The 20,975-nt window shown below is 67.8% G+C and carries 22 protein-coding genes; 7 read left to right on the top strand and 15 right to left on the bottom strand.

Features of this window, described 5'->3' with window-relative positions; genetic code table 11:
• Positions 1 to 8 precede the first annotated feature (8 nt).
• A complete protein-coding gene (locus AC731_RS08450) occupies positions 9 to 467 on the top strand; it encodes a nuclear transport factor 2 family protein (RefSeq protein WP_048705132.1) in 459 nt (152 codons plus the stop codon).
• Between the two features lie 24 nt (positions 468 to 491).
• Here the strand turns inward: AC731_RS08450 and pyk are convergent, their stop codons facing one another.
• The 7 genes from pyk to gcl form a co-directional block, all read right to left on the bottom strand.
• Positions 492 to 1,910 carry a pyruvate kinase gene (gene pyk, locus AC731_RS08445; RefSeq protein WP_048705129.1) on the bottom strand — a complete coding sequence of 473 codons (1,419 nt, stop codon included), beginning with the start codon at positions 1,908 to 1,910 and terminating at the stop codon, positions 492 to 494.
• Positions 1,907 to 2,323 carry a GlcG/HbpS family heme-binding protein gene (locus AC731_RS08440; RefSeq protein ID WP_048705128.1) on the bottom strand — a complete coding sequence of 139 codons (417 nt, stop codon included), beginning with the start codon at positions 2,321 to 2,323 and terminating at the stop codon, positions 1,907 to 1,909. The genes pyk and AC731_RS08440 overlap by 4 nt, the downstream gene beginning before the upstream one ends.
• Positions 2,324 to 2,358: 35 nt before the next feature.
• Positions 2,359 to 3,621 carry a glycerate kinase type-2 family protein gene (locus tag AC731_RS08435; RefSeq protein ID WP_048705126.1) on the bottom strand — a complete coding sequence of 421 codons (1,263 nt, stop codon included), beginning with the start codon at positions 3,619 to 3,621 and terminating at the stop codon, positions 2,359 to 2,361.
• Between the two features lie 78 nt (positions 3,622 to 3,699).
• Entirely contained in the window at positions 3,700 to 4,122 is a 423-nt protein-coding gene (locus tag AC731_RS08430) for a DUF3830 family protein (protein ID WP_048705124.1), read from the bottom strand.
• Positions 4,123 to 4,269: 147 nt separating this feature from the next.
• On the bottom strand, positions 4,270 to 5,154 hold the full coding sequence (locus tag AC731_RS08425) for a 2-hydroxy-3-oxopropionate reductase (protein ID WP_004256851.1): 885 nt from the start codon (positions 5,152 to 5,154) through the stop codon (positions 4,270 to 4,272).
• A 38-nt stretch (positions 5,155 to 5,192) separates the two neighbouring features.
• Positions 5,193 to 5,972, bottom strand: coding sequence for a hydroxypyruvate isomerase (gene hyi / locus AC731_RS08420; RefSeq protein ID WP_048705122.1), 780 nt, complete (start codon positions 5,970 to 5,972; stop codon positions 5,193 to 5,195).
• A gap of 62 nt (positions 5,973 to 6,034) precedes the next feature.
• The gene (gene gcl / locus AC731_RS08415) at positions 6,035 to 7,810 is read right to left on the bottom strand and encodes a glyoxylate carboligase (protein WP_048705120.1); all 1,776 of its coding nucleotides are present in this window, start codon (positions 7,808 to 7,810) and stop codon (positions 6,035 to 6,037) included.
• Positions 7,811 to 8,103: 293 nt separating this feature from the next.
• On the opposite strand from gcl, the gene AC731_RS08410 reads away from it, so the two are divergent.
• The 6 genes from AC731_RS08410 (at position 8,104) to AC731_RS08385 (ending at position 13,747) form a co-directional block, all read left to right on the top strand.
• Complete coding sequence (locus tag AC731_RS08410; RefSeq protein ID WP_048705118.1) at positions 8,104 to 8,571, top strand: nucleoside deaminase; 468 nt, start codon at positions 8,104 to 8,106, stop codon at positions 8,569 to 8,571.
• 102 nt (positions 8,572 to 8,673) lie between these two features.
• Positions 8,674 to 9,585, top strand: coding sequence for a LysR family transcriptional regulator (locus AC731_RS08405; RefSeq protein ID WP_048705116.1), 912 nt, complete (start codon positions 8,674 to 8,676; stop codon positions 9,583 to 9,585).
• A gap of 516 nt (positions 9,586 to 10,101) precedes the next feature.
• On the top strand, positions 10,102 to 10,998 hold the full coding sequence (locus tag AC731_RS08400; protein ID WP_048705114.1) for a DMT family transporter: 897 nt from the start codon (positions 10,102 to 10,104) through the stop codon (positions 10,996 to 10,998).
• Positions 10,999 to 11,016: 18 nt separating this feature from the next.
• Positions 11,017 to 12,489 carry a sensor histidine kinase gene (locus AC731_RS08395; RefSeq protein WP_048705111.1) on the top strand — a complete coding sequence of 491 codons (1,473 nt, stop codon included), beginning with the start codon at positions 11,017 to 11,019 and terminating at the stop codon, positions 12,487 to 12,489.
• Between the two features lie 23 nt (positions 12,490 to 12,512).
• Positions 12,513 to 13,145, top strand: coding sequence for a response regulator transcription factor (locus AC731_RS08390; RefSeq protein ID WP_048705109.1), 633 nt, complete (start codon positions 12,513 to 12,515; stop codon positions 13,143 to 13,145).
• A gap of 113 nt (positions 13,146 to 13,258) precedes the next feature.
• The gene (locus AC731_RS08385; protein ID WP_004256872.1) at positions 13,259 to 13,747 is read left to right on the top strand and encodes a GlcG/HbpS family heme-binding protein; all 489 of its coding nucleotides are present in this window, start codon (positions 13,259 to 13,261) and stop codon (positions 13,745 to 13,747) included.
• 107 nt (positions 13,748 to 13,854) lie between these two features.
• Here the strand turns inward: AC731_RS08385 and AC731_RS08380 are convergent, their stop codons facing one another.
• The 8 genes from AC731_RS08380 to AC731_RS08345 all read right to left on the bottom strand — a co-directional run bounded on the left by AC731_RS08380 (position 13,855) and on the right by AC731_RS08345 (position 20,948).
• On the bottom strand, positions 13,855 to 15,255 hold the full coding sequence (locus AC731_RS08380) for a nucleobase:cation symporter-2 family protein (protein WP_048705107.1): 1,401 nt from the start codon (positions 15,253 to 15,255) through the stop codon (positions 13,855 to 13,857).
• A 133-nt stretch (positions 15,256 to 15,388) separates the two neighbouring features.
• On the bottom strand, positions 15,389 to 15,577 hold the full coding sequence (locus AC731_RS08375; RefSeq protein WP_048705104.1) for a 4-oxalocrotonate tautomerase: 189 nt from the start codon (positions 15,575 to 15,577) through the stop codon (positions 15,389 to 15,391).
• 58 nt (positions 15,578 to 15,635) lie between these two features.
• Positions 15,636 to 16,400, bottom strand: coding sequence for a class II aldolase/adducin family protein (locus tag AC731_RS08370; protein WP_048705102.1), 765 nt, complete (start codon positions 16,398 to 16,400; stop codon positions 15,636 to 15,638).
• Between the two features lie 47 nt (positions 16,401 to 16,447).
• Entirely contained in the window at positions 16,448 to 16,963 is a 516-nt protein-coding gene (locus tag AC731_RS08365; protein WP_048705101.1) for an ureidoglycolate lyase, read from the bottom strand.
• Positions 16,964 to 17,045: 82 nt separating this feature from the next.
• Entirely contained in the window at positions 17,046 to 18,095 is a 1,050-nt protein-coding gene (gene alc / locus AC731_RS08360) for an allantoicase (RefSeq protein ID WP_048705100.1), read from the bottom strand.
• Between the two features lie 64 nt (positions 18,096 to 18,159).
• A complete protein-coding gene (gene puuE, locus AC731_RS08355) occupies positions 18,160 to 19,092 on the bottom strand; it encodes an allantoinase PuuE (RefSeq protein WP_048705099.1) in 933 nt (310 codons plus the stop codon).
• A 34-nt stretch (positions 19,093 to 19,126) separates the two neighbouring features.
• Positions 19,127 to 19,705, bottom strand: a complete 579-nt coding sequence (gene uraD, locus AC731_RS08350) for a 2-oxo-4-hydroxy-4-carboxy-5-ureidoimidazoline decarboxylase (protein WP_048705098.1) — start codon at positions 19,703 to 19,705, stop codon at positions 19,127 to 19,129.
• Between the two features lie 49 nt (positions 19,706 to 19,754).
• Positions 19,755 to 20,948, bottom strand: a complete 1,194-nt coding sequence (locus AC731_RS08345) for a urate hydroxylase PuuD (RefSeq protein ID WP_048705096.1) — start codon at positions 20,946 to 20,948, stop codon at positions 19,755 to 19,757.
• Between the last annotated feature and the right edge of the window lie 27 nt (positions 20,949 to 20,975).

Below are 20,975 nucleotides of genomic sequence, written 5' to 3'. Positions count from 1 at the left end.
AGCGTGCGATGACGCTTGAACAACGCATCGCGCGGCTCGAGGCGCTGGAAGCCATCCGCCAGCTCAAGCACCGCTACCTCAACGCCTGCGACCTCAAGGAAGTCGAGACGATCCGCGACTGTTTCGCCACCGGCCTGATCGTCGTCGACTACGAGGCCGTCGGCCGCTTCGAGGACCGCGACAGCTTCGTCGCCCTCTACCAGTCGCTCGCCTGCCACCCGCGCGTGCGCGACAGCCACCACGGTGCCAATCCCGAGATCGAGCTGCTTTCAGACGACCACGCGCGCGGTCGCTGGTCGCTGGCCTACTTCAACCTCGACGCCGAATCCGGTGCGACCCGCCGGCTGGGCGTGATGTACGACGACGAGTACCGCCGCATCGACGGCGCCTGGAGGATCGTGGCGACGCGGTCGCGGATACTCTCATCCGTTCTGGGCCGCGATGAAGCGAGTTCGCGGCCCGCGTAGCGCGTCAGGCGCGGTGGCGCCGGTTCAGGCGGGAATCCGCAACACGTGCAGCAGGTTCGTGCTGCCGCTGTGTCCGAAGGGAATCCCGGCGATCACGACAACGACGTCGCCGGGATTGGCGAACGCCTGACGGACCGCCGCGGCCCCGGCATGTTCGACCATCTCGGCGACATCGTGGACTTCCTCGAACGGAACCGGATGGACGCCCCAGACAAGCGAGAGCCGGCGCGCGGTACCCACATGCGGCGTCAGTGCAAGGATGGGCGCCTTCGGGCGCTCCCGGCTGGCGCGCAGGCAGGAGAACCCCGAGGTCGTGTAGGTCACGGTCGCGGCCGGCTCGAGCAGGTCCGCCACGCGCCGCAGCGCGCAGCAGATGGCGTCCGGCGTGTTGGCGGCGGCGGGGCTGTGGCTTGCCTCGAGCCCCTCCCGGTAAGCCGGATCCTTTTCGACCTCGCAGATGATGCGGTGCATGATGCTGACCGCTTCGACCGGATACTGGCCCGAGGCCGACTCGGCCGAGAGCATTACGGCGTCGGCACCATCGTAGACGGCCGTGGCGACATCGGAGGCTTCGGCACGGGTGGGGACGGGCGCGCTGATCATCGATTCGAGCATCTGCGTGGCGACGACCACCGGCCGGCCGGCTGCACGCGCCGCCCGCACGATGCGCCGCTGCAGCACGGGTACCTGCTGCGGCGGCAGCTCGACGCCAAGGTCGCCGCGCGCCACCATGATGCCGTCGGCGAGGGCCACGATGGGCTCGAGCTGGTCGATCGCGGCGGGTTTTTCGAGCTTGGCCATGATCCAGGCACGGTCGCCCACGAGTTCGCGTGTCTCGCGGATGTCCTCCGGGCGTTGGACGAAGGACAGGGCGACCCAGTCGACGCCCAGCGACAGCCCGAACGCGAGGTCGGCACGGTCCTTGGCGGTGAGCGGCGAAATGGGGAGCACCACCCCCGGCACGTTGACGCCCTTGCGATCGGACAGGACGCCGCCCACGATCACCACGGTCTCGGCAAAGTCCGGGCCGAAGGACTCCACCCGCAGGCGCAGCTTGCCGTCGTCGAGCAGCAGTTCGGTGCCGCGTTCCAGGGCGGCGAAAATCTCGGGATGCGGCAGGCTGACACGCGTCTCGTTGCCGTCTTCGGGCGACAGGTCGAGGCGGAAGGACGTGCCCGCCTTCAACGTGACCTTGCCGTCGGCAAAGCGGCCGACACGCAGCTTCGGGCCCTGGAGATCCATCAGCACGCCGATCGGGCGTTCGAGTTCCTGCTCGACCCGGCGGATCAGCTGAAGGCGCTCGGCGTGGTCCGCGTGCGAGCCATGGCTGAAGTTCAGGCGAAAGACGTCGGCGCCGGCCTCGGCCAAGGCGCGGATGCTCTCGAGGGAGGAACTGGCAGGACCCAGGGTGGCGAGGATCCGGGCACGTCGTTCGCGTTTCATGTGGCCTCCTTGACTGTGGTGAGGGCAGCGATCCCGGCACGTGCGACCTGGGCGTCCTCGCCCGAGCGGACACCGGATACCCCCACGGCCCCGATCACCGTGCCCTCGACGATGATGGGCTCGCCGCCTTCGAGCGGCACGACCGGCATCTTCAGCGCAGCGAAGCGACCGTTGTTGACCATGTCCTCGTAGGTGCGGCTGGGCTTGCCGCTCAGCACGCAGGTGCGTGCCTTCTCCGGCACCACCAAGGCACTCATCGGCGGCGCGTCGTCCAGGCGCTGCAGCCAGAGCGGATGCCCGCCGGCATCGCACACGGCGATGCTGACGGCCCAGTTGTTGCTGCGCGCTTCGGATTCCGCCGCGGCCGCGATGCGCTTCACGTCGTCCAGCGTCAGCAGTTTCGTGCTTCTCATGGGGTGTCTCCTCCTTGGTTCTGATGAATCGGCAGTCACGTAATCAGGATGGCGCGGAAGTCATTCACGTTGGTCAGGGTCGGCCCGGTGACGAGCGAGTCGCCGAGCGCCTCGAAAAAGCCATGGCCATCGTTGTCGTCCAGTCTGTCACGCGGGCGAATGCCCTTTGCCCAGGCCCGCGACAGCGTGTCGGGGGCGACGAAGGCGCCGGCGATCTCCTCTAGACCGTCCACGCCGTCGGTGTCGCCGGCGACGGCATGGACGCCGGGGGTGCCGTCGAGCGCGAGCGCCAGCGAGAGCAGGAACTCGACGTTGCGTCCGCCGCGGCCCGCGCCGCGCACGGTCACGGTGGTCTCGCCGCCCGAGAGCAGTACGCACGGCGGGGGTACGGGCTGCCGCTGGTGTCGGGTCTGGAGCGCGATGCCGGCCATCACCTTGCCCACCTCGCGCGCTTCGCCTTCGATGCTGTCGCCGAGCAGGACGGGCGTCACGCCTTCGAGCGCGGCGACCTTGGCGGCGGCCTTGAGCGCCATCTGGGGTGTCGCGATCAGGTGGGTGACGACGCGGGCGAGCCGGTCATCGCCGGGCTTGACGGTCTCGCCCGCGCCGCTTTCCAGCAGCCGCCACGCGCCGGGCGGAAGTTCGATGCCGTAGCGGCGGACGATATCGAGCGCGTCCGCACAGGTGGTCGGATCGGCCACGGTGGGGCCGGATGCGATATCGACCGGATCGTCGCCGGGAACATCCGAGATCAGGAGATTGACCACCCGCGCCGGGTGGCAGGCGGCGGCCAGACGCCCGCCCTTGATGCCGGAGAGGTGGCGGCGGACGCAATTCATCTCCGAGATCGTGGCGCCGGACCGAAGCAGTGCGCGGTTGATCGCCTGCTTGTCGGCGAGCTCGATGCCTTCTCCCGGAAGGGGCAGCAGGGCGGAGCCGCCACCGGAGATCAGGCAGATCACGAGATCGTCCTCGGTCAGGCCACGCACCTGTTCAAGCATGCGCCGGGCGGCACCGAGGCCGGCGGCGTCGGGAACCGGGTGGGACGCCTCGACGATCTCGATGCGTTCGCAGGGCACGGCGTAGCCGTAGCGGGTGACGACGAGACCGGAGAGCGGGCCGGTCCAGGCCCGCTCGAGTGCCTGCGCCATGGCGGCGGAGGCCTTGCCGGCGCCGATCACCAGCGTGCGGCCCTTGGGGGGCGCCGGAAGAAACCGGGGGATGCAGTGTGCGGGCTGGGCTGCCTGGACGGCCGCGTTGAACATGGCGGCGAGCAGTTCGCGCGGTGAGGTGTTCATGCTGGATCCTGTGCTTTGAGCCTAATGACTGCGGTGCGTCGACGTCGCTGACGCACGTGGGCGGTGCCGCGCGCTGCGTCAGCGCGCGCCGAGGTCGGAGAAGCGATTCGCTTGCGCGCCCTTCCAGAGTACGGTCCGGCCCATTTCGTAGAGCTGGTCGACGCCCTCGACCACGGTGAGGAAGTGATTCCCCGCGAGTTGCCCCATCTTGCTGGCGAAGCAGCTGCTGCCATATGCGAAGAGGATTTCTGTCTCGGAAAATCCGCCCGGGTAGAGGAGGATGTCGCCGCGCGAGGGGTGGCTGGTGTGGTTCTCGAAGCCCAGCCCGGTGTCGAACTCGCCGAGCGGCACCCACACCGCCTCGCCGCTCCAGCGCGAGTGGATCACCTGGTTGGAGAAGGGCAGCAGTTCCAGAAAGGCGGCGCAGGTCTTCGGCGCGGCGCTTTCCTCCATACGGGCGACGAAGCGGAACGAACCGACATCGATGGCGAGGTGACGCATCGGAATCTCCTTGAGTAGGTGGGCGGCACGCCGGGGAGCGCGTGCCGCCCGGGGGGACGCCGGTCGGTGCCGGCGTCTCATACCCCATGGGTGGCAGGGGCGGGCGTGCCGCTCGTGCAGCCGGGACGCCCGCCGGTGCAAGGCCGCTTACTGGCCGATCTCGTAGTTGGCCATCTTCTCCAGCGCCCGCACCATTGCCGAGTGGTCCCACTTGGCACCGCCATGCGCGGCGCAGGCATTGAAGAGCTCTTGCGCCGTGGCCGTGTTCGGCAGCGACACGCCGAGCTGGCGTGCGGTGGTGAGCGCCAGGTTCAGGTCCTTCTGGTGCAGTTCGATGCGGAACCCCGGATCGAAGCTGCGCTTGACCATGCGTTCGCCGTGCACCTCGAGGATGCGCGAGTTGGCGAAGCCGCCCATCAGCGCCTGGCGGACCTTTGCCGGGTCCGCGCCGGCCTTGGCCGCGAGCAGCAGGGCCTCGCCCACGGCCTCGATGTTGAGGGCGACGATGATCTGGTTGGCGACCTTGGTGATCTGGCCGTCGCCGTTGCCGCCGACCAGGGTGATGTTCTTGCCCATCAGCTCGAAGATCGGCTTGACCCTGTCGAAGGCTGCCTCGCTGCCGCCCACCATGATGGTGAGGCTGGCCGCCTTGGCGCCGACCTCGCCACCGGAGACGGGGGCATCCAGGTATTCGCAGCCGAGCGCGTTGATGCGGCGGGCGAACTCCTTGGTGGCCACCGGCGAGATCGAGCTCATGTCGACCACGATCTTGCCCTTCGACAGGCCGGCCGCGACACCCTCGGGGTTGAACAGGGCGTCTTCGACGTGCGGCGTGTCGGGCACCATGGTGATGATGATGTCGGCGTTGCGCGCGACCTCCGCGCCGTTGGCGCAGGGTTTTGCGCCGGCCTCGAGCAGGGCCTTCGGCGTGTCGCCGCGGGTGTAGGTGTGGACCGCGTGGCCGGCTGCGAGCAGATGTCCCGCCATGGGGGTGCCCATGATGCCGAGGCCGATGAATCCGATGCTTGTCATTGTCGTTTCTCCTGTTGTCGAAGCTGTCGCTGTGCGGCTCAACCCGCGAGCGCCGTGACCCAGCCCAGCCCCTCGCGGGTGCCGGCGGCCGGCTTGTACTCGCAGCCGATCCAGCCGTCGTAGCCCAGCTGGTCGATGTGGCGGAACAGCCAGGCGTAGTTGATTTCTCCGGTGCCGGGTTCGTTACGCCCGGGGTTGTCGGCGATCTGCATGTGGGCGATCCTGGGCAGGTGCCTGGCGATGGTGTTGGCGAGTTCGCCTTCCATCCGCTGCATGTGATAGATGTCGTGCTGCAGGTAGAGATTGCCGGAGCCGACCGTGTCGATCAGCGCGATCGCCTGCGCCGTGCGATTGAGGTAGAAGCTCGGAATGTCGAAGGTGTTGATCGGCTCGATCAGCAGGCGGATGCCGGCGGCTTCGAGCTTGTCGGCCGCGAAGCGCAGGTTGCCGACGAAAGTCTCGTGAAGCGTGTCGGGGGCGACGCCAGCGGGGGCGATGCCGGCCAGGCAGTTAACCTGCTTGCAGCCGAGCGCGGTCGCGTACTCGATCGCGCGGCCGACGCCGTCCTGGAACTCGCCAACGCGATCCGGGTGGCAGGCAATGCCCCGTTCGCCGGCTTCCCAGTTGCCGGCCGGCAGGTTGTGCAGCACCTGGACCAGGCCATGCTTGTCGAGGCGCTCGGCGAGTTCGTGCTTGTCGAACGCGTAGGGGAAGAGAAACTCCACGCCCTTGAAGCCGGCTTCCGCCGCTGCCTGGAAGCGGTCGATGAAGGGCACTTCGTTGAACAACATCGTCAGGTTGGCGTTGAACTTCGGCATTTCTTCGTCTCCGGTAATCGGTTGCAGCCGGGCGCGGAACGGACCGCCCCCGGCAAAGGGGCTCAATCGAGGAGGGCGATGGCAGTCGGGGCGTCGGCGCCCTTTTCGGCGAGGTCCTCGAACTCGTTGATCGCGTTGATCTCCGTGCCCATCGAGATGTTGGTCACACGTTCGAGGATGATCTCGACCACCACCGGCACGCGGAATTCCTCCATCCACTGCTTCGCCTGGGCAAAGGCCGGCTGGATCTCCTCCGGCGTGCGCACGCGGATCGCCTTGCAGCCCAGGCCCTCGACCACGCTGACGTGATCGACGCCATAGCCCTCGGTTTCCGGTGCGTTGATGTTGTCGAACGCGAGCTGCACACAATAGTCCATGTCGAAGCCGCGCTGTGCCTGGCGGATCAGGCCGAGATAGGCGTTGTTCACCAGCACATGGACGTAAGGCAGCTTGAACTGTGCGCCGACCGCCAGTTCCTCGATCATGAACTGGAAGTCGTAGTCGCCCGAGATCGCCACCACCTTGCGCTGCGGATCGGCTGCGCAGACGCCCAGCGCGGCCGGCACGGTCCAGCCCAGCGGGCCGGCCTGGCCGCAGTTGATCCAGTGGCGCGCCTTGTACACATGCAGGAACTGTGCGGCAGCAATCTGCGACAGGCCGATGGTGCTGACGTAGCAGGTGTCCTTGCCGAAGGCGCGGTTCATTTCCTCATACACACGCTGCGGCTTCATCGGCGCGTTGTCGAAGTGCGTCTTGCGCTGCATCGTGCGCTTGCGCTGCTGGCATTCGGCGACCCATGCGCTGCGATCACGCAACTGCCCGGCGGCCTTCATCTCGCGCGCCACCTCGATGAGGCGGTCGAGCGCGGCGCCGGCGTCCGACACGATGCCGAAGTCGGGGCCGAACACGCGGCCGATCTGGGTCGGTTCGATGTCGATGTGCACGAACTTGCGCCCCTGCGTATAGACCTCGATCGAGCCGGTGTGGCGGTTGGCCCAGCGGTTGCCGATGCCGAACACGAAGTCGGCGGCGAGCAGGGTGGCATTGCCGTAGCGGTGTGAGGTCTGCAGGCCCACCATGCCGGCCATCAGCGGATGGTCGTCGGGGATCGTGCCCCAGCCCATCAGGGTCGGAATCACCGGCACGCCGGTGAGCTCGGCGAATTCCTGCAGCCGGGCTTCGGCGTTGGCGTTGATCACGCCGCCGCCGGACACGATCAGCGGACGCTCGGCGGCGTTCAGCATCGCCATCGCCTTCTCGGCCTGGGCGCGGGTGGCGGCGGGCTTGTAGGCCGGCAGCGGCTCGTAGGTGTCGAGGTCGAACTCGATCTCGGCCATCTGCACGTCGAAGGGCAGGTCGATCAGCACCGGGCCGGGGCGGCCGGAGCGCATGACGTGGAAGGCCTGCTGGAACACGCGCGGCACCAGCGCCGGCTCGCGCACGGTCACCGCCCACTTGGTGACGGGCTTGGCGATCGACTCGATGTCGACGGCCTGGAAGTCCTCCTTGTACAGACGGGCGCGCGGTGCCTGGCCGGTGATGCACAGGATGGGGATGGAGTCGGCCGAGGCCGAGTACAGCCCGGTGATCATGTCCGTGCCGGCGGGGCCGGACGTGCCGATGCACACGCCGATGTTGCCCGGATTGGCGCGGGTGTAGCCTTCGGCCATGTGCGAGGCGCCTTCGACGTGGCGGGCGAGGATGTGATTGAAGCCGCCGTTCTTCTTCATCGCCGAGTACAGCGGGTTGATCGCGGCGCCGGGAATGCCGAACACGGTGCTCACACCTTCCTTGCGCATCACCGCGGCTGCGGCATCGACTGCTCTCATGAGGGCCATCTGTCTCTCCATTGCCATTTTTGGTTGGGGGATGGCGAAAGCTTAGGGAGTCGCTAGCCATTCTTGAATCCCACTATTCGTCGCTTCTATCGATACAAATAGTATTGAATGCCCGAGCGACCGGGAGACGGACAGGCCCGCCGCCTGGTTCTGGATGATGTCCGGTATAAGCGATCTCAAATGGTGCCGGCCGTGTAAGCGCGTAAAATTTCGTCCATTTATTGGCCAAGACGTGCGGTGGAGCGGCGTGCTCGTAGGCGGACGTGCTTGCCGTCGATCAGGAGGGTGAGGATATGGTGACGCTCGATCAGGACGATATTCGATATCTGCGTAGAGCTATCGAGCTGTCGCGCGCAGCCAAGGCCAAGGGCAACGGGGCCTACGGCGCCGTGCTTGTGGGTGCTGACGGGGCGGTGCTGGCCGAAGCCGAGAACGATCAGGCCAGCGGTCATGACGTGACTGGTCACGCCGAGATGAACCTGCTGCGGATTGCCGGCGGTCGCTTCGATGACAGGACCCTGGCAGGGGCCACCGTCTACGCGAGCGCCGAACCGTGCGCCATGTGCGCAGGCGCCGTATTCTGGAGCGGTGTTCGGCGACTGGTGTATGCGCTCAGCAGCGAACGCAACTATGGCGCGCTGCCACGCACCGAGAACGAGCTGCATCTGGGCTGCCGTGAGGTGCTGGCGCGCGGCCGGCGGGGCGTGGTGGTGGATGGACCGGCGCTCGAGGACGAGGCCGAGCAAGTGTTCCGCGACTGAGCGGACCTTGGCGGGCCGCCGCCGAGGCTGGACCCGCCCTTGCGTCGGCGCCGCAGCCGATCGTCGGCAGCACGCCGGCTCGCACCCATGGGAGGGCAGGGCATGGATCGGTATACGGAAATACGCAGCTTCGTCCTCGTGGCCGAGAAGGGCAGCTTTGCGGCGGCCGCACTGATCGAGGGGGTGACACCGGTCGTTCTGGGGCGCCGCCTGGATGGGCTCGAAGCCCGGCTCGGCGTGAAGCTCATGCACCGTTCGACGCGCGGGCTGCGCCTGACAGACCTGGGCGAGCAGTTTCTCGACCAGTCGCGTCAGCTGCTAAGGGATTTCGACGAAATCGAGCGCGGCATCAGCTCGGGTCGTAACGCAGTGCGCGGCCACCTGGTGGTATCGGCCCCTGCGGCCTTTGGCAGGCGTCATGTTGCGCCGCACGCGACCGCGTTCAAGGCGCTGCACCCCGATCTGCGGATGTCGTTCAACTTTACCGACAGCGTGGTCGACCTCGTGCGCGAAGGTTACGACATGGCGATACGCATCGGCGAAGTGACCGATCCCAACTACGTCGCGGTGCGGCTCTTCGCGAACCGCCGCGTGGTGTGCGGGACGCCGGCCTATTTTGAGCGCCATGGTGTTCCGCGGCAGCCGGAGGAGCTCGCTCGTCACAATTGCCTGGCCTTCAACCTGGCTGGCGGCCAGCAGCGTGGCTGGACCTTCCTGCGCGATGGCCGTCTGTTTGCGGTACGCGTCGAGGGCGATCTCGCCTGCAATGATGGCGAGCTGCTCTACGGATGGGTCAGACAAGGGCTGGGCGTCGGCTGGCGTTCGACCTGGGAGATCCAGGCCGAGCTGAAGCGGGGCGAGCTGGTCACCGTCCTCGACGAGTTTGCCGTGCCGAGCTACGACATCCAGGCCGTGTATCCGCAGCAGCGCCATCTGCCGGCGAAGGTGCGCCACTTCATCGACTATCTCAAGACGGCCTACAACCAGCCCGGTTACTGGGCGGGCGGGATCTAGGCAGCGCTCGCGCAGGCCGGCGAGCGGAGGTCACAGCGCTTCCGTTCCTTGCCAAGCAGGAGACCGAGGTCGAGGAATCCGGGTACATCGAACTTCAGCGTCGGATTCACGACCAGCAAGCGCTCGCCCGCCGTTCAGGCCCTGAGCAGAGCCTCGAACACAGACTCGAGATCGAACTGCTCCTCGTCGTCATCGAGTCGCAAGGTTGGCTCGAGGTGCTTCAGGGGCTCCCGTTGCTCGGCGCACTCCTGCATCTCGGCCTGATGAGCCGCAAGGCGCCGGTCGTTGCGGCGCAGCCGATGTGAGTCGGGCGCCGGTGGGTAGGCCGCGTGGCGGGCGAGATCCGCTGCCCGTTGCCGCCGAGCCGATAAGCGCTATCAGCGAGACCTTATGTCAGCACGCCTCTTGCTGTGCATAATGCACCTCGCACCGTGAATCGCCGCCGTCTCTCCGGCGGCAGCCCTTCGACCGCGGCCCCCACCTGGGGCGCCGCGGCGTTTTCTTTTTGGAGGTCCGATGTCCGCATCCGGTACGCCCCGTCTCGCTCTCTTTGCCCTCGGCCTGTTGTCGCTGATCTGGGGCTACAACTGGGTCGTCATGAAGCAGGTGATCCAGTACGTGGATCCCTTTGACTTTTCCGCCATTCGTGCCGCACTCGGCGCAGCGACCTTGTTCCTCGTGCTCGTCCTGTTGCGCCGGCCGATGCGAGTGGGGGCGGTTCGCCAGGTGGTGCTGCTCGGCTTGCTGCAGACGGCCGCCTTTACCGCCTTGATCCAATGGGCGCTGGTGGCCGGTGGTGCGGGCAAGACGGCCGTCCTGGTCTATACGATGCCGTTCTGGGTCATCCCGATGGCGTGGTGGGCACTGGGCGAGCGGGTGCGCGGTCTCCAGTGGGCGTCGATCGCGATCGCCGGGGGCGGTCTGGTGCTCGTGCTCCAGCCCTGGGCGATGGGGGGCAGCGGCTTCAGCAATCTCCTCGCGGTGGTGGCGGGCATCACCTGGGCCGCTTCGGCCGTGCTTGCCAAGCGCATGCGCCAGAACCACGCCTTCGATCTTCTGGCGCTGACGGCCTGGCAGATGCTGTTCGGCGCGCTTGCGCTGTGCGTGGTCGCGTTGCTGCATCCGTCGCGGCCGATCGATCCGACGCCGTACTTCTTCGGCGCCCTGTTTTTCAACGCGGTGTTCGCCACCGGGCTGGCGTGGCTGTTGTGGCTGTACGTGCTGCAGCGGCTGTCGGCGGGCATGGCCGGGCTGTCGGCGCTGGGCATTCCGCTCATCGGCGCGCTCGCGGGCTGGATCGAACTCGGCGAGCTGCCGAATACGGTCGAGCTGGCCGGCATGGCATTGATCGTCGGCGCGCTGGCGATGATGAGCATGTGGCAACTGTTGCAGACCCGCCGCCTCGGCGGATGAGGGCGTCGAGGGGGTGAGATGACCTTCGTGCGTGCGCATATGCGCTGGATCGCCGGGGCACTGATCCTCTGCCTGATCTCTTCCGCCTGGCTGGTGCATGCGGAGTTGCAGCGCGCAAGGCGTGAGTTCGAGACCCAGGCCGGCATCGTCCACCGGGTGTTGAGCCTGCGCGCAGTCGAGCACGAAGCCATTCTGGCCACGCTGGCCCTGCTCGACACGCCGGCCACGGCAGAGGCCGCGCATCGCCTGCCGGCCATCTACCCGCGGATCGTCACCGTCCTTCGCACCGAGCGGACGCAGACGTGGGCGCACGGAACGCTCGGGATGGAGCTCTCGCGGGCCGAGGCGTCGTCGCGCAGTGCGGGACGCGCCTGGGGGCTCGTGTCGGGGATGGAACAGGGGCGTCTGTGGCTGGTGCTCGCGGGCGAGGCCGCGAGCCACGCACTCGAGATCGATCTGGCCGGCTTGGTCACCGATGCCGAATGGCCCTTCGCCATCGATGCCCCCGTGCGGATCGATCTCATGCACGGCGGGCATCGTTGGCGCATCCATTCGGGCGCCGACGAGGCCGGGGGATGGCGTTTCGGTTTCAACCGTCCACTCGACGTCCGCAGTCAGCCCTTCGATGTCGTGGCGGAGCGCAGTGTCGGGTGGGACGAATTGCCGTGGGCGCAGATGCTGGCGAGCAGCGCCGTGCTCATCGGACTGATGGCGGGGGCGGCGGCGCTGGCTCAGCAACGCATTGCCCGTCGCCGCGCCGAGGAGCTGCTGCGTCTGGGGCAGGTGGGGCGGCTCAACGCCATGGGGGAGCTCGCCGCCGGCATGGCGCATGAACTCAACCAGCCGCTTACCGCGATCCTCGCCAATACGGGTGCGGCAGTTCGTCTGTTGCGTGACGAGCCGCCCGACACCGAGACCGCACGCACCGCGATGGAAGCGGCCGCAGGCCAGGCCCGGCGTGCCGCCGACGTGCTTGGCCGTTTGCGGCGCAGCGTCGAACGTCCGGGCGGCGCCGAGCGGGTGCAGGTCGTCGACCTGCGCGCGGCGGCCGAGGCCGTCCTGCATCTGCTCGAGCCGCGCTTGCGCGAGGCCGGCGTGCGCGTCGGGCTCGAGGGAGCGGGCGACTTCCGGGTCCAGGCCGACCCCATCGCGCTCGAGCAGATCGTCCACAATCTGCTGACCAATGCCTTGCAGGCCCTGCTGCGGGTGCCCGCGACGGAGCGACGGCTGACATTGCGCCTCGCGAACGACGGTGCCCGCGCCAGCCTGACCGTGACCGACAGCGGTCCCGGCATTCCTGCCGCACAGCGTCCGCGGGTGTTCGCGCCCTTCTACACGACGCGTGCGGAAGGGCTCGGATTGGGGTTGAGTCTGTGCGAGACCCTGGCGGCGTCCATGGATGGGCAGCTCGAGTTGCTTGAAGCTTCCGGGCGTGGTGCGGCGTTCCGCCTCAGCCTGCCGCGTGTTTCGGGACAGGGAATGCGCGCTTGATTTCCCGGAGTCAGAATTCCGCCATGCATGACACGATCCCGCTCTCTCCGCTGATCCATGTCGTCGATGACGACGAGGCCGTGCGCAGCAGCCTCGCCTTGTTGATCGGGACCGTCGGCCTTCGCGCACAGACCTGGCCGACGCCCGAGGGCTTTCTCGCCGGCTTCGATCCCGAGGGCGTGGGGGCGGTGGTGCTCGACGTGCGCATGCCGGGCATCAGTGGCCTCGCCGTGCTCGAGACCCTGATTGCGCGCGGGGTGGACATGCCGGTCATCATGCTTACCGGCCACGGTACGGTGGATCTGTGCCGGCGCGCCTTCAAGTCGGGCGCAGCGGAGTTCCTCGAGAAGCCGGTCGACGATGACATCCTGATCGACACGCTGCAGCAGGCGCTGCGCCGGCATGTCGCCTCCCGCGCGCGCGTCACCGCAGACCGCGCCGCGCGCCAGCGCTATGCGCAGCTGTCTGGGCGCGAGCGGGAGGTTCTCGGCCTGATCGTCGAAGGGCTGACCAACAAGGAGATCGGCCGCGCGCTGGCGCTGTCGCCGCGTACGGTGGAGACGCATCGTGCCAATCTGTTCGCGAAGCTCGAAGCGGCGTCGCTCGCGCAACTGATCCGCCACTACGCATGCCTGGTGGAGGCGGGCGGTCCGTAGTTGTACGGAGGCCGGGCGCGCTGCGGCGGGTAGCCGGCCGGATGGGCAGGGGGCGGCGGGCTCCCTAGACTGCTTCCATGGATCGGAGAGGCCGATCCTCACTGGAGAATGCCATGAACAAGCTGTCCATCCTTGCCGCCACCTTCGTCCTGACCACCGCCGGCGCTGCCCAGGCCCAGGTCCTCAGCCAGCGTACCTTGGGGCTTGAGCTTGCCAACCGTCTCGCCGCCGATGCGGTCCAGGCTTGCGCGGAAAAGGGGTATGCCGTCAGTGCCACCGTGGTCGACCGCGCGGGGATCGTGCGGGCGGTGCAGCGAGCCGACAACGCCGGTCCGCACACGCTGGCGGCCAGCCAGCAGAAGGCCTTCACGTCCGCATCGGCACGCAACGCCACCCAGGCGATGATGGAGGCGGCGCAGAAGAACCCGGGCGCCGCCAACCTCACCGACATCCCCGGCTTCCTCCTGCTCGGCGGCGGCGTGCCGGTCCGGGTCGGCGACGAGGTGATCGGTGCGATCGGTATTGGCGGTGCGCCCGGCGGCCATCTCGACGAGCAGTGCGCATTGGCGGCCGTCGCAGCGTCGGCTGAGCTGCTCAAGTAAGGCCAGAGCGGCCTGCAGGCGTCAGGCGGATTCGAGCGCCAAGAATCCGTCCGATCCTGCAGGCCGGCCGATCGACCCGGGGCGCGAGGCCCCGGGCGATGATGCGCCTAGTGCGCCATCGCCGGCTCGATCGCGTCGCTGCCAGGGGTGCGGCGACCCCCGTTGAGGAACAGGTTGAGCGTGATCGCCGTGATCGCGGACAGCAGGATCCCGCTATGCAGCAGGGGCTCCAGGGCATGCGGCATCTGCTGGAAGAACCGCGGTGCCACCATCGGGATCATCCCGGCGCCTACCGAAAGCGCGACGATGTAGAGGTTGAAGCGGTTGTTGCGCAGATCGGCCGCGAGCAGGATCTTGATGCCGGTCGCGGCGACCATGCCGAACATCACCAGGCCCGCGCCGCCAAGTACGTACTGCGGCACGGAAGCGATGATCAGCGCCATTTTCGGAAACAGGCCGAAGGCCATCAGGATTGCGCCGCCGGCCACGCACACCCAGCGGCTCTTGACGCCTGTGACGCCTACGAGGCCCACGTTCTGCGAGAAGCTGGTGTGCGGGAAGGTGTTGAGGAAGCCGCCGATGAGGGTGCCGAGGCCGTCCGTGCGCAGCCCGCGGGTGAGGTCGTCACGGCTGAGTTGGCGGCCGGTGAGCTCGCCGAGCGCAAGGAACATGCCGAGCGACTCGACCATCACCACCACCATCACCAGGCACATGGTGGCGATCGAGATCGGATCGAAGATCGGCATGCCGAAGTGCAGCGGCGTCACCACGGCCACCCAGGGCACATCGCTCAGGCCGTCGAAGCTGACCTTGCCCAGCGCGATCGCGATCGCGAAGCCCACGCCCATGCCGAGCAGCACCGCGACGTTGGAAAGGAAGCCGCGGCCGTAGCGGGTGATCGCGAGCACCACGACCAGCACGATGGCGGCGATGGCGAGATATTCGGGCGAGCCGTAGGCAGGGTTGTCCACCATCAGTCCGGTCGTCGCGTTCCGGATACTGGGCTGGCCGCCGGCCGACCAGTTGATCGCCACCGGTATCAGCGAGATGCCGATCACCGCGATGATCGAACCCGTCACCACCGGCGGGAACAGCGGTAGCGCGCGCGATACCAGCGGCGCGAACAGGATGCCGAACAGCCCCGCGGCGATGCCCGAGCCGAGGATGGCGTTGATGCCGAGCTCGGGGTTGGTGGCCATGGCCACCATCGGCCCGACGGCAGCGAAGGTCACGCCCATCATGACCGGCAGGCGGATGCCGAAGCGGCCGACGCCGAGCGCCTGGATGATGGTGACCAGGCCACAGCACAGCAGGTCGGCGTTGATCAGGAAGGCGATCTGGTCCTTGGGCAGCCCGAGGGCGCCGCCGACGATCAGCGGGACCGCGATTGCGCCCGCGTACATCACCAGCACGTGCTGCAGGGCGAGGGTGAACAGGCGTCCGCCAGGCGGGCACTGGTCTACAGGGTCGAGCTCGATCGGGCTGCTTGTGCGGGTTTGATCGGACATCGTGGTGTCTCCTTGTCGTTATGAGCCGATGAGTCCAGTCTAAGATTGCGCAGCAATATAAAAAGCCTTATCGGCTTATAGAAGAAATCAGCCAATCCGTATGGGCAGCGTTTCCGCCGCCTGTGCGTGGCTCTCAAGCGCGCTCGGACCAGAGCACGCCGCCCGTCGCCCAGTGCTCGCGCTTGACCTCGACCAGGATGATGTCGACAGCGCCGGCCTCGCAGTCGAGGACGCGACAGGTTTCGCGCGTCAGCGCCTCGACGAGTTCGCGTTTTTTCTCCGGACTGCGGCCTTCGAAGAGTTCGATATGGAAGGTGGGCATGCTTTGCTCCAGATAATGGGTGTTGAGGTGGCGTCTTGCGGGATGCGGCAGGACGGATTCAGCGCGCGAAATCGGGTTCGCTGCGCATCAGGCCGCGCAGCAGCGCGGGCCATTCGAGGGCGCCTTCGGGCTCGGGGTCGGCGGTGAGCTGGGCGTGGGTCCGGGCGAGCACGCCCTCGGGCGGCATCGTCACCGGGCCGGCCGCCATCGCGGCGAGCTGGATGCGGCAGGCCTTCTCCAGCGTGTCCATCAGCACGAAGGCCTCGGCCACGGTGCGACCGCAGGTCAGCGTGCCGTGGTTTTTCAGGATCATCGCGCGGTGCGTACCGAGTTCGGCGACCAGCCGCACCTGCTCCTCGGGGCCGAAGGCGAGCCCCTGGTAGTCGTGATAGCCGATGTCGCGCCAGAAGCGCATCGCGTGCTGCGACAGCGGCAGCAAGCCGTCCTGCAGGGCCGAGACCGCGATGCCGGCGTCGGTGTGGAGATGGATCACGCAATGCGCGTCCGGTCGCGCGCGATGCACTGCGCCATGGATGGCGAAGCCGCTCGGATTGGCGATGCGGTCGCTGCCGTCGATGACGCGGCCCTCGACGTCGATGGTGAGCAGGCTCGAGGCGGTGATCTCGTTGAAGGTCTGGCCGAAGGCGTTGATCAGGAAGGCGTCGTCGCGGCCGGGCAGGCGAAGCGAGAGGTGGGTGTAGATGAGATCGCTCCAGCCGCGGCGTGCGGCCAGGCGGTAGGCGGCGGCGAGATCGACGCGCGCGCGCCATTCCTCGGCGCCGAGGGTGTCAGGGCGCGCGGCGTAGGGGTCGAGGGGCAGCATGGTCGAGGCCGTCGTGGGTCACGTCGTCATCGTACCGCCGCTGCGCCTCAGCTGCGCAGGGCGGGGATCAGCCCCGGTGTGTCGAGCTGCACCTCGTCGCAGTTGTGCCCGGGCCCGCTGCGATCGATGACGATGAAGTCGGAGACGGTCTCGAGGGCGAGCAGGGGGTGGTGCCAGACGCCGGTGGCGTAGTTGACGCCCTGGTCGCCGCGGGCGAGGAAGACCTTGAGGTCTTGTGCCGCGGGCGGATTGCCGGCGGGGGCGACGACGACGAGGTAGGGCTTGCCCGACATGGGGATGAAGGCCTGGGAGGCCTTGGGGTGGCGCTCCATCATCTGCACGGTGAAGGGCAGGGTGCGGGGCTGGCCGCGGAAGATGGAGACGATGACGCGGCCATCGGGTCCGGGCTCGATGCGGGCGAGATCGTGGTAGCGCTCGGTGTTGCCGGCGTTGATGGTGAAGTGCTGGACGGCGTCGCTGGCCTCGATGAGCTCGCCGAAAGGGGCGAAGGCCTCGCGGGTGAGGGGCTGGATCTCGAGGGTGAGGGCGGGTTGCGCGGTCATGGTGTGCTCTCGTGTGGGGAAGGGGGGCGACACGCAAGTCTCAGTCACCCGGGCGCTGCGGTGCGCCCGGGTGCTGCCGGTCTTACTTGGCCTCGAGTTTGCCCCACAGGCGCAGGCGCGAGACGCCGCCGTCGGGGAAGATGTTGAAGCGCACGTGGGTGATGGGCCCGAGCGTGGCGAGCTGCTCGGTGAAGGTGTGGATGGCGTGCATCTCGAGCTTCTGCTCGGGCAGCAGGGTCTGCCAGAACATCGACTGGGTGGTGATCGAGCGGTCGGTGCCGCCGGTCACGTAGGCGGCCTGGATCGAGCAGCGGTCGGGGTAGTTGCCCTTGAAGTAGGCGGTATCGACTTCGATCTTCTCGACCGTGCCGGGGGCGCCCAGTTCGAGCACGCACCAGTCGTTGCCGGGCTCGCGGCGGCGGCGGGTCTCCCAGCCGTCGCCCATGTTCAGGCCGCGTCCGGGCAGCAGCAGGGCGGCGGCGGACGAGCCGAAGCTGGCGTCGTTCCACGACACGGCGCGGCCGCCGTTCTCCATGGCCACCAGATCGACGAGTTCGCCCGAGGCGGCCTTGGCGGCCAGGGTGCCGACCGGGCGTCCATAGACGCGCAGGCGGGCGATGCCGCCGTCCGGGTACATGTTCACGCGCAGGTGGGTCCAGGCCGCGGTGCTGGCGCACTCGAGGAGGTGGTGGCTGTTGGGGCCCATGGGGGTGGCGGGGAGGATCTCGGTCCAGGTCGCGGCCTGGAGCGCGGCCACGTCATCGGTCTCGGCCACGCAGGCCTCGATGGAGACGGCCGGGGGGTAGTTGCCGGTGAAGTGGGAGGTGTCGACGTCGAAGCCGCGGATCACGCCCTTGACGCCGAGCTTGACGAGCGCCCAGTCGTGGCCGGCGACGCGCTTGCGTCGGGACTCCCAGCCGTCCATCCACTTGCCGTTGGTGTCGAACTTGCCAGGGACGAACTGGGCGGGTTCGGGGTTGAGCATGCGGGCGACTTCGGCGAAGAAGTCGTCGGAGGCGGCAAGCGCCTTTGCGCCCAGGCGCGGGTTGGCGAGGTCGACCGAGCGCAGTGCCCAGTCGGGCAGTTCGGCGGGCGGGGCGAAGACGGGGGCGCCGGGAGTGTGGCTGGCCATGGGGGTTCTCCTTTGGGGTCGGGTGGCCGGCGCCGGGTATGACCGGCCGGCCTGCGTTGAAGGCTTATGAAGGATTGTAGGGGTGGTGTTCGATCCAGTGCCGCGCGACATCGACGCGGCGGCACACCCACACGCGGTCGTGCTTCTCGATGTGATCGAGGAAGCGCTGCAGCGCACGGAAGCGCCCCGGGCGGCCGAGCAGGCGGCAGTGCATGCCGATCGACATCATCGCCGGACGCTCCTCGCCCTCGGCGTACATCACGTCGAAGGCATCGCGCAGGTACTCGAAGAACTCGTCGCCGTGCGAGAAGCCCTGCGGCAGCGCGAAGCGCATGTCGTTGGTGTCGAGCGTGTAGGGCACGACCAGATGCGACACCGTCTCGCCGTCGGTCTTCTGCACCGCGGTCCAGAACGGCAGATCGTCGCCGTAGTAGTCCGAGTCGTACAGGAAGCCGCCGTAGTCGGCGACCAGCCGCCGGGTGTTGGGCGAGTCGCGCCCGGTGTACCAGCCCAGCGCGCGCTCGCCGGTGAGGCGCTCGATGATCTCCATGCCGATCCGCATGTGCTCGCGCTCGATCTCCTCGGGCACGTTCTGGTAGTGGATCCAGCGCCAGCCGTGGCAGGCGATCTCGTGGCCGAGCTCGCGGAAGGCGGCGGTCAGCTCGGGGTGGCGCTCGAGCGCCATTGACACGCCGAAGATGGTCATCGGCAGGCCGCGGCGTTCGAACTCGCGTAGGAAGCGCCACACGCCCACGCGCGAGCCGTACTCGTAGATGCCTTCCATCGACAGATGGCGCTCGGGGTAGCTGGCGGCGTTGAACAGTTCGGACAGGAACTGCTCGCTGCCGGCATCGCCGTGCAGCACGCAGTTCTCGCCGCCTTCCTCGTAGTTGAGGACGAACTGCACCGCGATGCGGGCGCGGCCGGGCCAGTTGGCCTGCGGCGGGGTCCTGCCGTAGCCGATCAGGTCGCGGGGGTAGGCTTTGCTCAGAGTCATGATGTCGCTCCGTGAGGTCGGGTCGGACGGTGGATCACGCGGTTTCGACGAACATCGCGTCGAGCCGGAAGCGGGCGATCTTGCCGATCTCGTTCAGGCAGGTGCGGAACTCGGTGTCGCGATCATTGGCCAGGCGGGCCTCGACGCGGTCCATGATCTGGTGGCGGGTGAGCCCCTTGACCGCGACCACGAAGGGAAAGCCGAAGCGGGCACGATAGTCCTTGTTGAGCTGGCGCAGCCGCTCCAGCTCTTGCTTGCTGCACTGGTCGAGCCCGGCGCCGCGTTGCTCGCCGGTGGAGGCGGTGGTCAGTGTGCCTTCCTCGGCTTCCTTTCCGGCCAGTTCCGGGTGGGCGCAGATGAGGCCGAGCTGCTCGCTGGGGGCGGCGGTGTCCACCGTCAGGCACATCGCGGCGTGCAGCGCGTCGATGCTGTTGAAGGGGCCGGCGCTCCAGGCGCGCTCGGCGATCCATGGCGAATGTTCGAAGATGCCTTCGAGGCGGGCGACGAAGGCGTCCTGCGGCAGCTTCGAGAGCGCGGCAAGGGCGGCGGTCGTGCCGTCCGGAACGGTGACGGGCGTGGCGCCGGTGCGTGCGGTGGCAGTCTGGGTGCTCATGGTGTCTCTTCCTGTCCTGTTCTTTGTGCTGAGTCCTGTGTCGGCGTCTTCAGTCCGCGGTGCGGGCGCCCTGGGCGAACCAGATCGCGATCTTCGCGCGCTCCTCCTCGGTGATGCCGGTGAGGTTGCCGAGCGGCATGTAGCCGCTCGCCACGGTCTGTGCGCTCATCACCGCGTTGGCGGCGATCTGCTCGGGGGTCTGCAGCATCACGCCCTTGGGCGGCTGGGCGAAGCCCTCGTGGGTGGGCTTCTCGGCATGGCAGGTGACGCAGCGCTGGGCCATGATCGACTGGACGGTGGAGAAGCTGACCTTGTCGCCGCTGGCATCGACCTGCTTGGGTGCCATCAGCACCATCATCAGCGCGATCAGCGCCACGCCGGCCGCCGGTAGCCACCACTTGACCTGGCCGCGGTGGCGCAGCACGAAGAACTGGCGGATCAGCACACCCGCCACCATCAGCACGCCGAGCACCAGCCAGCCGTTGGCATTGGCGTAGGTCATCGGGTAGTGGTTGCTGATCATGATGAACAGCACCGGCAGCGTGAAGTAGGTGTTGTGCACCGAGCGCTGCTTGCCGACGATGCCGGGCATCGTGTGGACCGGCTCGCCGCGGCGGATCTGCTCGACCATCTTCTTCTGGCCGGGAATGATGTGGAAGAACACGTTCGCCGCCATCATCGTGCCGAGCATGGCGCCGACGTGGATGTAGGCGCCGCGGGCTGAGAACACCTGGTGCAGCACGTAGTTCGCCACCATCACGAACACGAACACGATCGCCGCCAGCAGACCGTCCTTGCCGACCATGTTGCGGCACAGGACGTCGTAGAACACCCAGCCCACGACCAGGAAGGCGATCGAGATGCCGACGGCGGCGGCCGGCGACAGCGCCATCACATTGCTGTCGATCAGGTAGCTCGAGGCACCGATCCAGTACACGATCGCGAGCATGCCCATGCCTGACAGCCAGGTGGTGTAGGCCTCCCACTTCGACCAGTGCAGATCCTGGGTGAGCGGCTCGCCCTTGGGGCCGGTGAGGTATTTCTGGCTGTGGTAGAAGCCGCCGCCGTGCACTGCCCACAACTCGCCGAACACGCCGCGCTTGGCGTCCTCCGGCTTCTTGGGCGGCTTCAGCGAGTTGTCGAGCATCACGAAGTAGAAGGACGCGCCGATCCAGGCGATGCCTGCGATCAGGTGCAGCCAGCGGACGAGCAGGTTGGCCCAGTCGAGCAGATAGGCTTCCATGATCTGTTCTCTTTGTCGGTGTCGGGG

Source organism: Thauera humireducens, assembly GCF_001051995.2.
In the GTDB taxonomy this organism is placed as follows: Bacteria; Pseudomonadota; Gammaproteobacteria; order Burkholderiales; family Rhodocyclaceae; genus Thauera; species Thauera humireducens.
This window is presented reverse-complemented; position numbering and strand designations above follow the sequence as displayed.

Coding starts and splice junctions, on each gene's coding strand:
- AC731_RS08450 (WP_048705132.1), top strand. CDS start 9: ATGACGCTTGAACAACGCATCGCGCGGCTCGAGGCGCTGGAAGCCATC.
- pyk (WP_048705129.1), bottom strand. CDS start 1,910: ATGAAACGCGAACGACGTGCCCGGATCCTCGCCACCCTGGGTCCTGCC.
- AC731_RS08440 (WP_048705128.1), bottom strand. CDS start 2,323: ATGAGAAGCACGAAACTGCTGACGCTGGACGACGTGAAGCGCATCGCG.
- AC731_RS08435 (WP_048705126.1), bottom strand. CDS start 3,621: ATGAACACCTCACCGCGCGAACTGCTCGCCGCCATGTTCAACGCGGCC.
- AC731_RS08430 (WP_048705124.1), bottom strand. CDS start 4,122: ATGCGTCACCTCGCCATCGATGTCGGTTCGTTCCGCTTCGTCGCCCGT.
- AC731_RS08425 (WP_004256851.1), bottom strand. CDS start 5,154: ATGACAAGCATCGGATTCATCGGCCTCGGCATCATGGGCACCCCCATG.
- hyi (WP_048705122.1), bottom strand. CDS start 5,972: ATGCCGAAGTTCAACGCCAACCTGACGATGTTGTTCAACGAAGTGCCC.
- gcl (WP_048705120.1), bottom strand. CDS start 7,810: ATGGCCCTCATGAGAGCAGTCGATGCCGCAGCCGCGGTGATGCGCAAG.
- AC731_RS08410 (WP_048705118.1), top strand. CDS start 8,104: ATGGTGACGCTCGATCAGGACGATATTCGATATCTGCGTAGAGCTATC.
- AC731_RS08405 (WP_048705116.1), top strand. CDS start 8,674: ATGGATCGGTATACGGAAATACGCAGCTTCGTCCTCGTGGCCGAGAAG.
- AC731_RS08400 (WP_048705114.1), top strand. CDS start 10,102: ATGTCCGCATCCGGTACGCCCCGTCTCGCTCTCTTTGCCCTCGGCCTG.
- AC731_RS08395 (WP_048705111.1), top strand. CDS start 11,017: ATGACCTTCGTGCGTGCGCATATGCGCTGGATCGCCGGGGCACTGATC.
- AC731_RS08390 (WP_048705109.1), top strand. CDS start 12,513: ATGCATGACACGATCCCGCTCTCTCCGCTGATCCATGTCGTCGATGAC.
- AC731_RS08385 (WP_004256872.1), top strand. CDS start 13,259: ATGAACAAGCTGTCCATCCTTGCCGCCACCTTCGTCCTGACCACCGCC.
- AC731_RS08380 (WP_048705107.1), bottom strand. CDS start 15,255: ATGTCCGATCAAACCCGCACAAGCAGCCCGATCGAGCTCGACCCTGTA.
- AC731_RS08375 (WP_048705104.1), bottom strand. CDS start 15,577: ATGCCCACCTTCCATATCGAACTCTTCGAAGGCCGCAGTCCGGAGAAA.
- AC731_RS08370 (WP_048705102.1), bottom strand. CDS start 16,400: ATGCTGCCCCTCGACCCCTACGCCGCGCGCCCTGACACCCTCGGCGCC.
- AC731_RS08365 (WP_048705101.1), bottom strand. CDS start 16,963: ATGACCGCGCAACCCGCCCTCACCCTCGAGATCCAGCCCCTCACCCGC.
- alc (WP_048705100.1), bottom strand. CDS start 18,095: ATGGCCAGCCACACTCCCGGCGCCCCCGTCTTCGCCCCGCCCGCCGAA.
- puuE (WP_048705099.1), bottom strand. CDS start 19,092: ATGACTCTGAGCAAAGCCTACCCCCGCGACCTGATCGGCTACGGCAGG.
- uraD (WP_048705098.1), bottom strand. CDS start 19,705: ATGAGCACCCAGACTGCCACCGCACGCACCGGCGCCACGCCCGTCACC.
- AC731_RS08345 (WP_048705096.1), bottom strand. CDS start 20,948: ATGGAAGCCTATCTGCTCGACTGGGCCAACCTGCTCGTCCGCTGGCTG.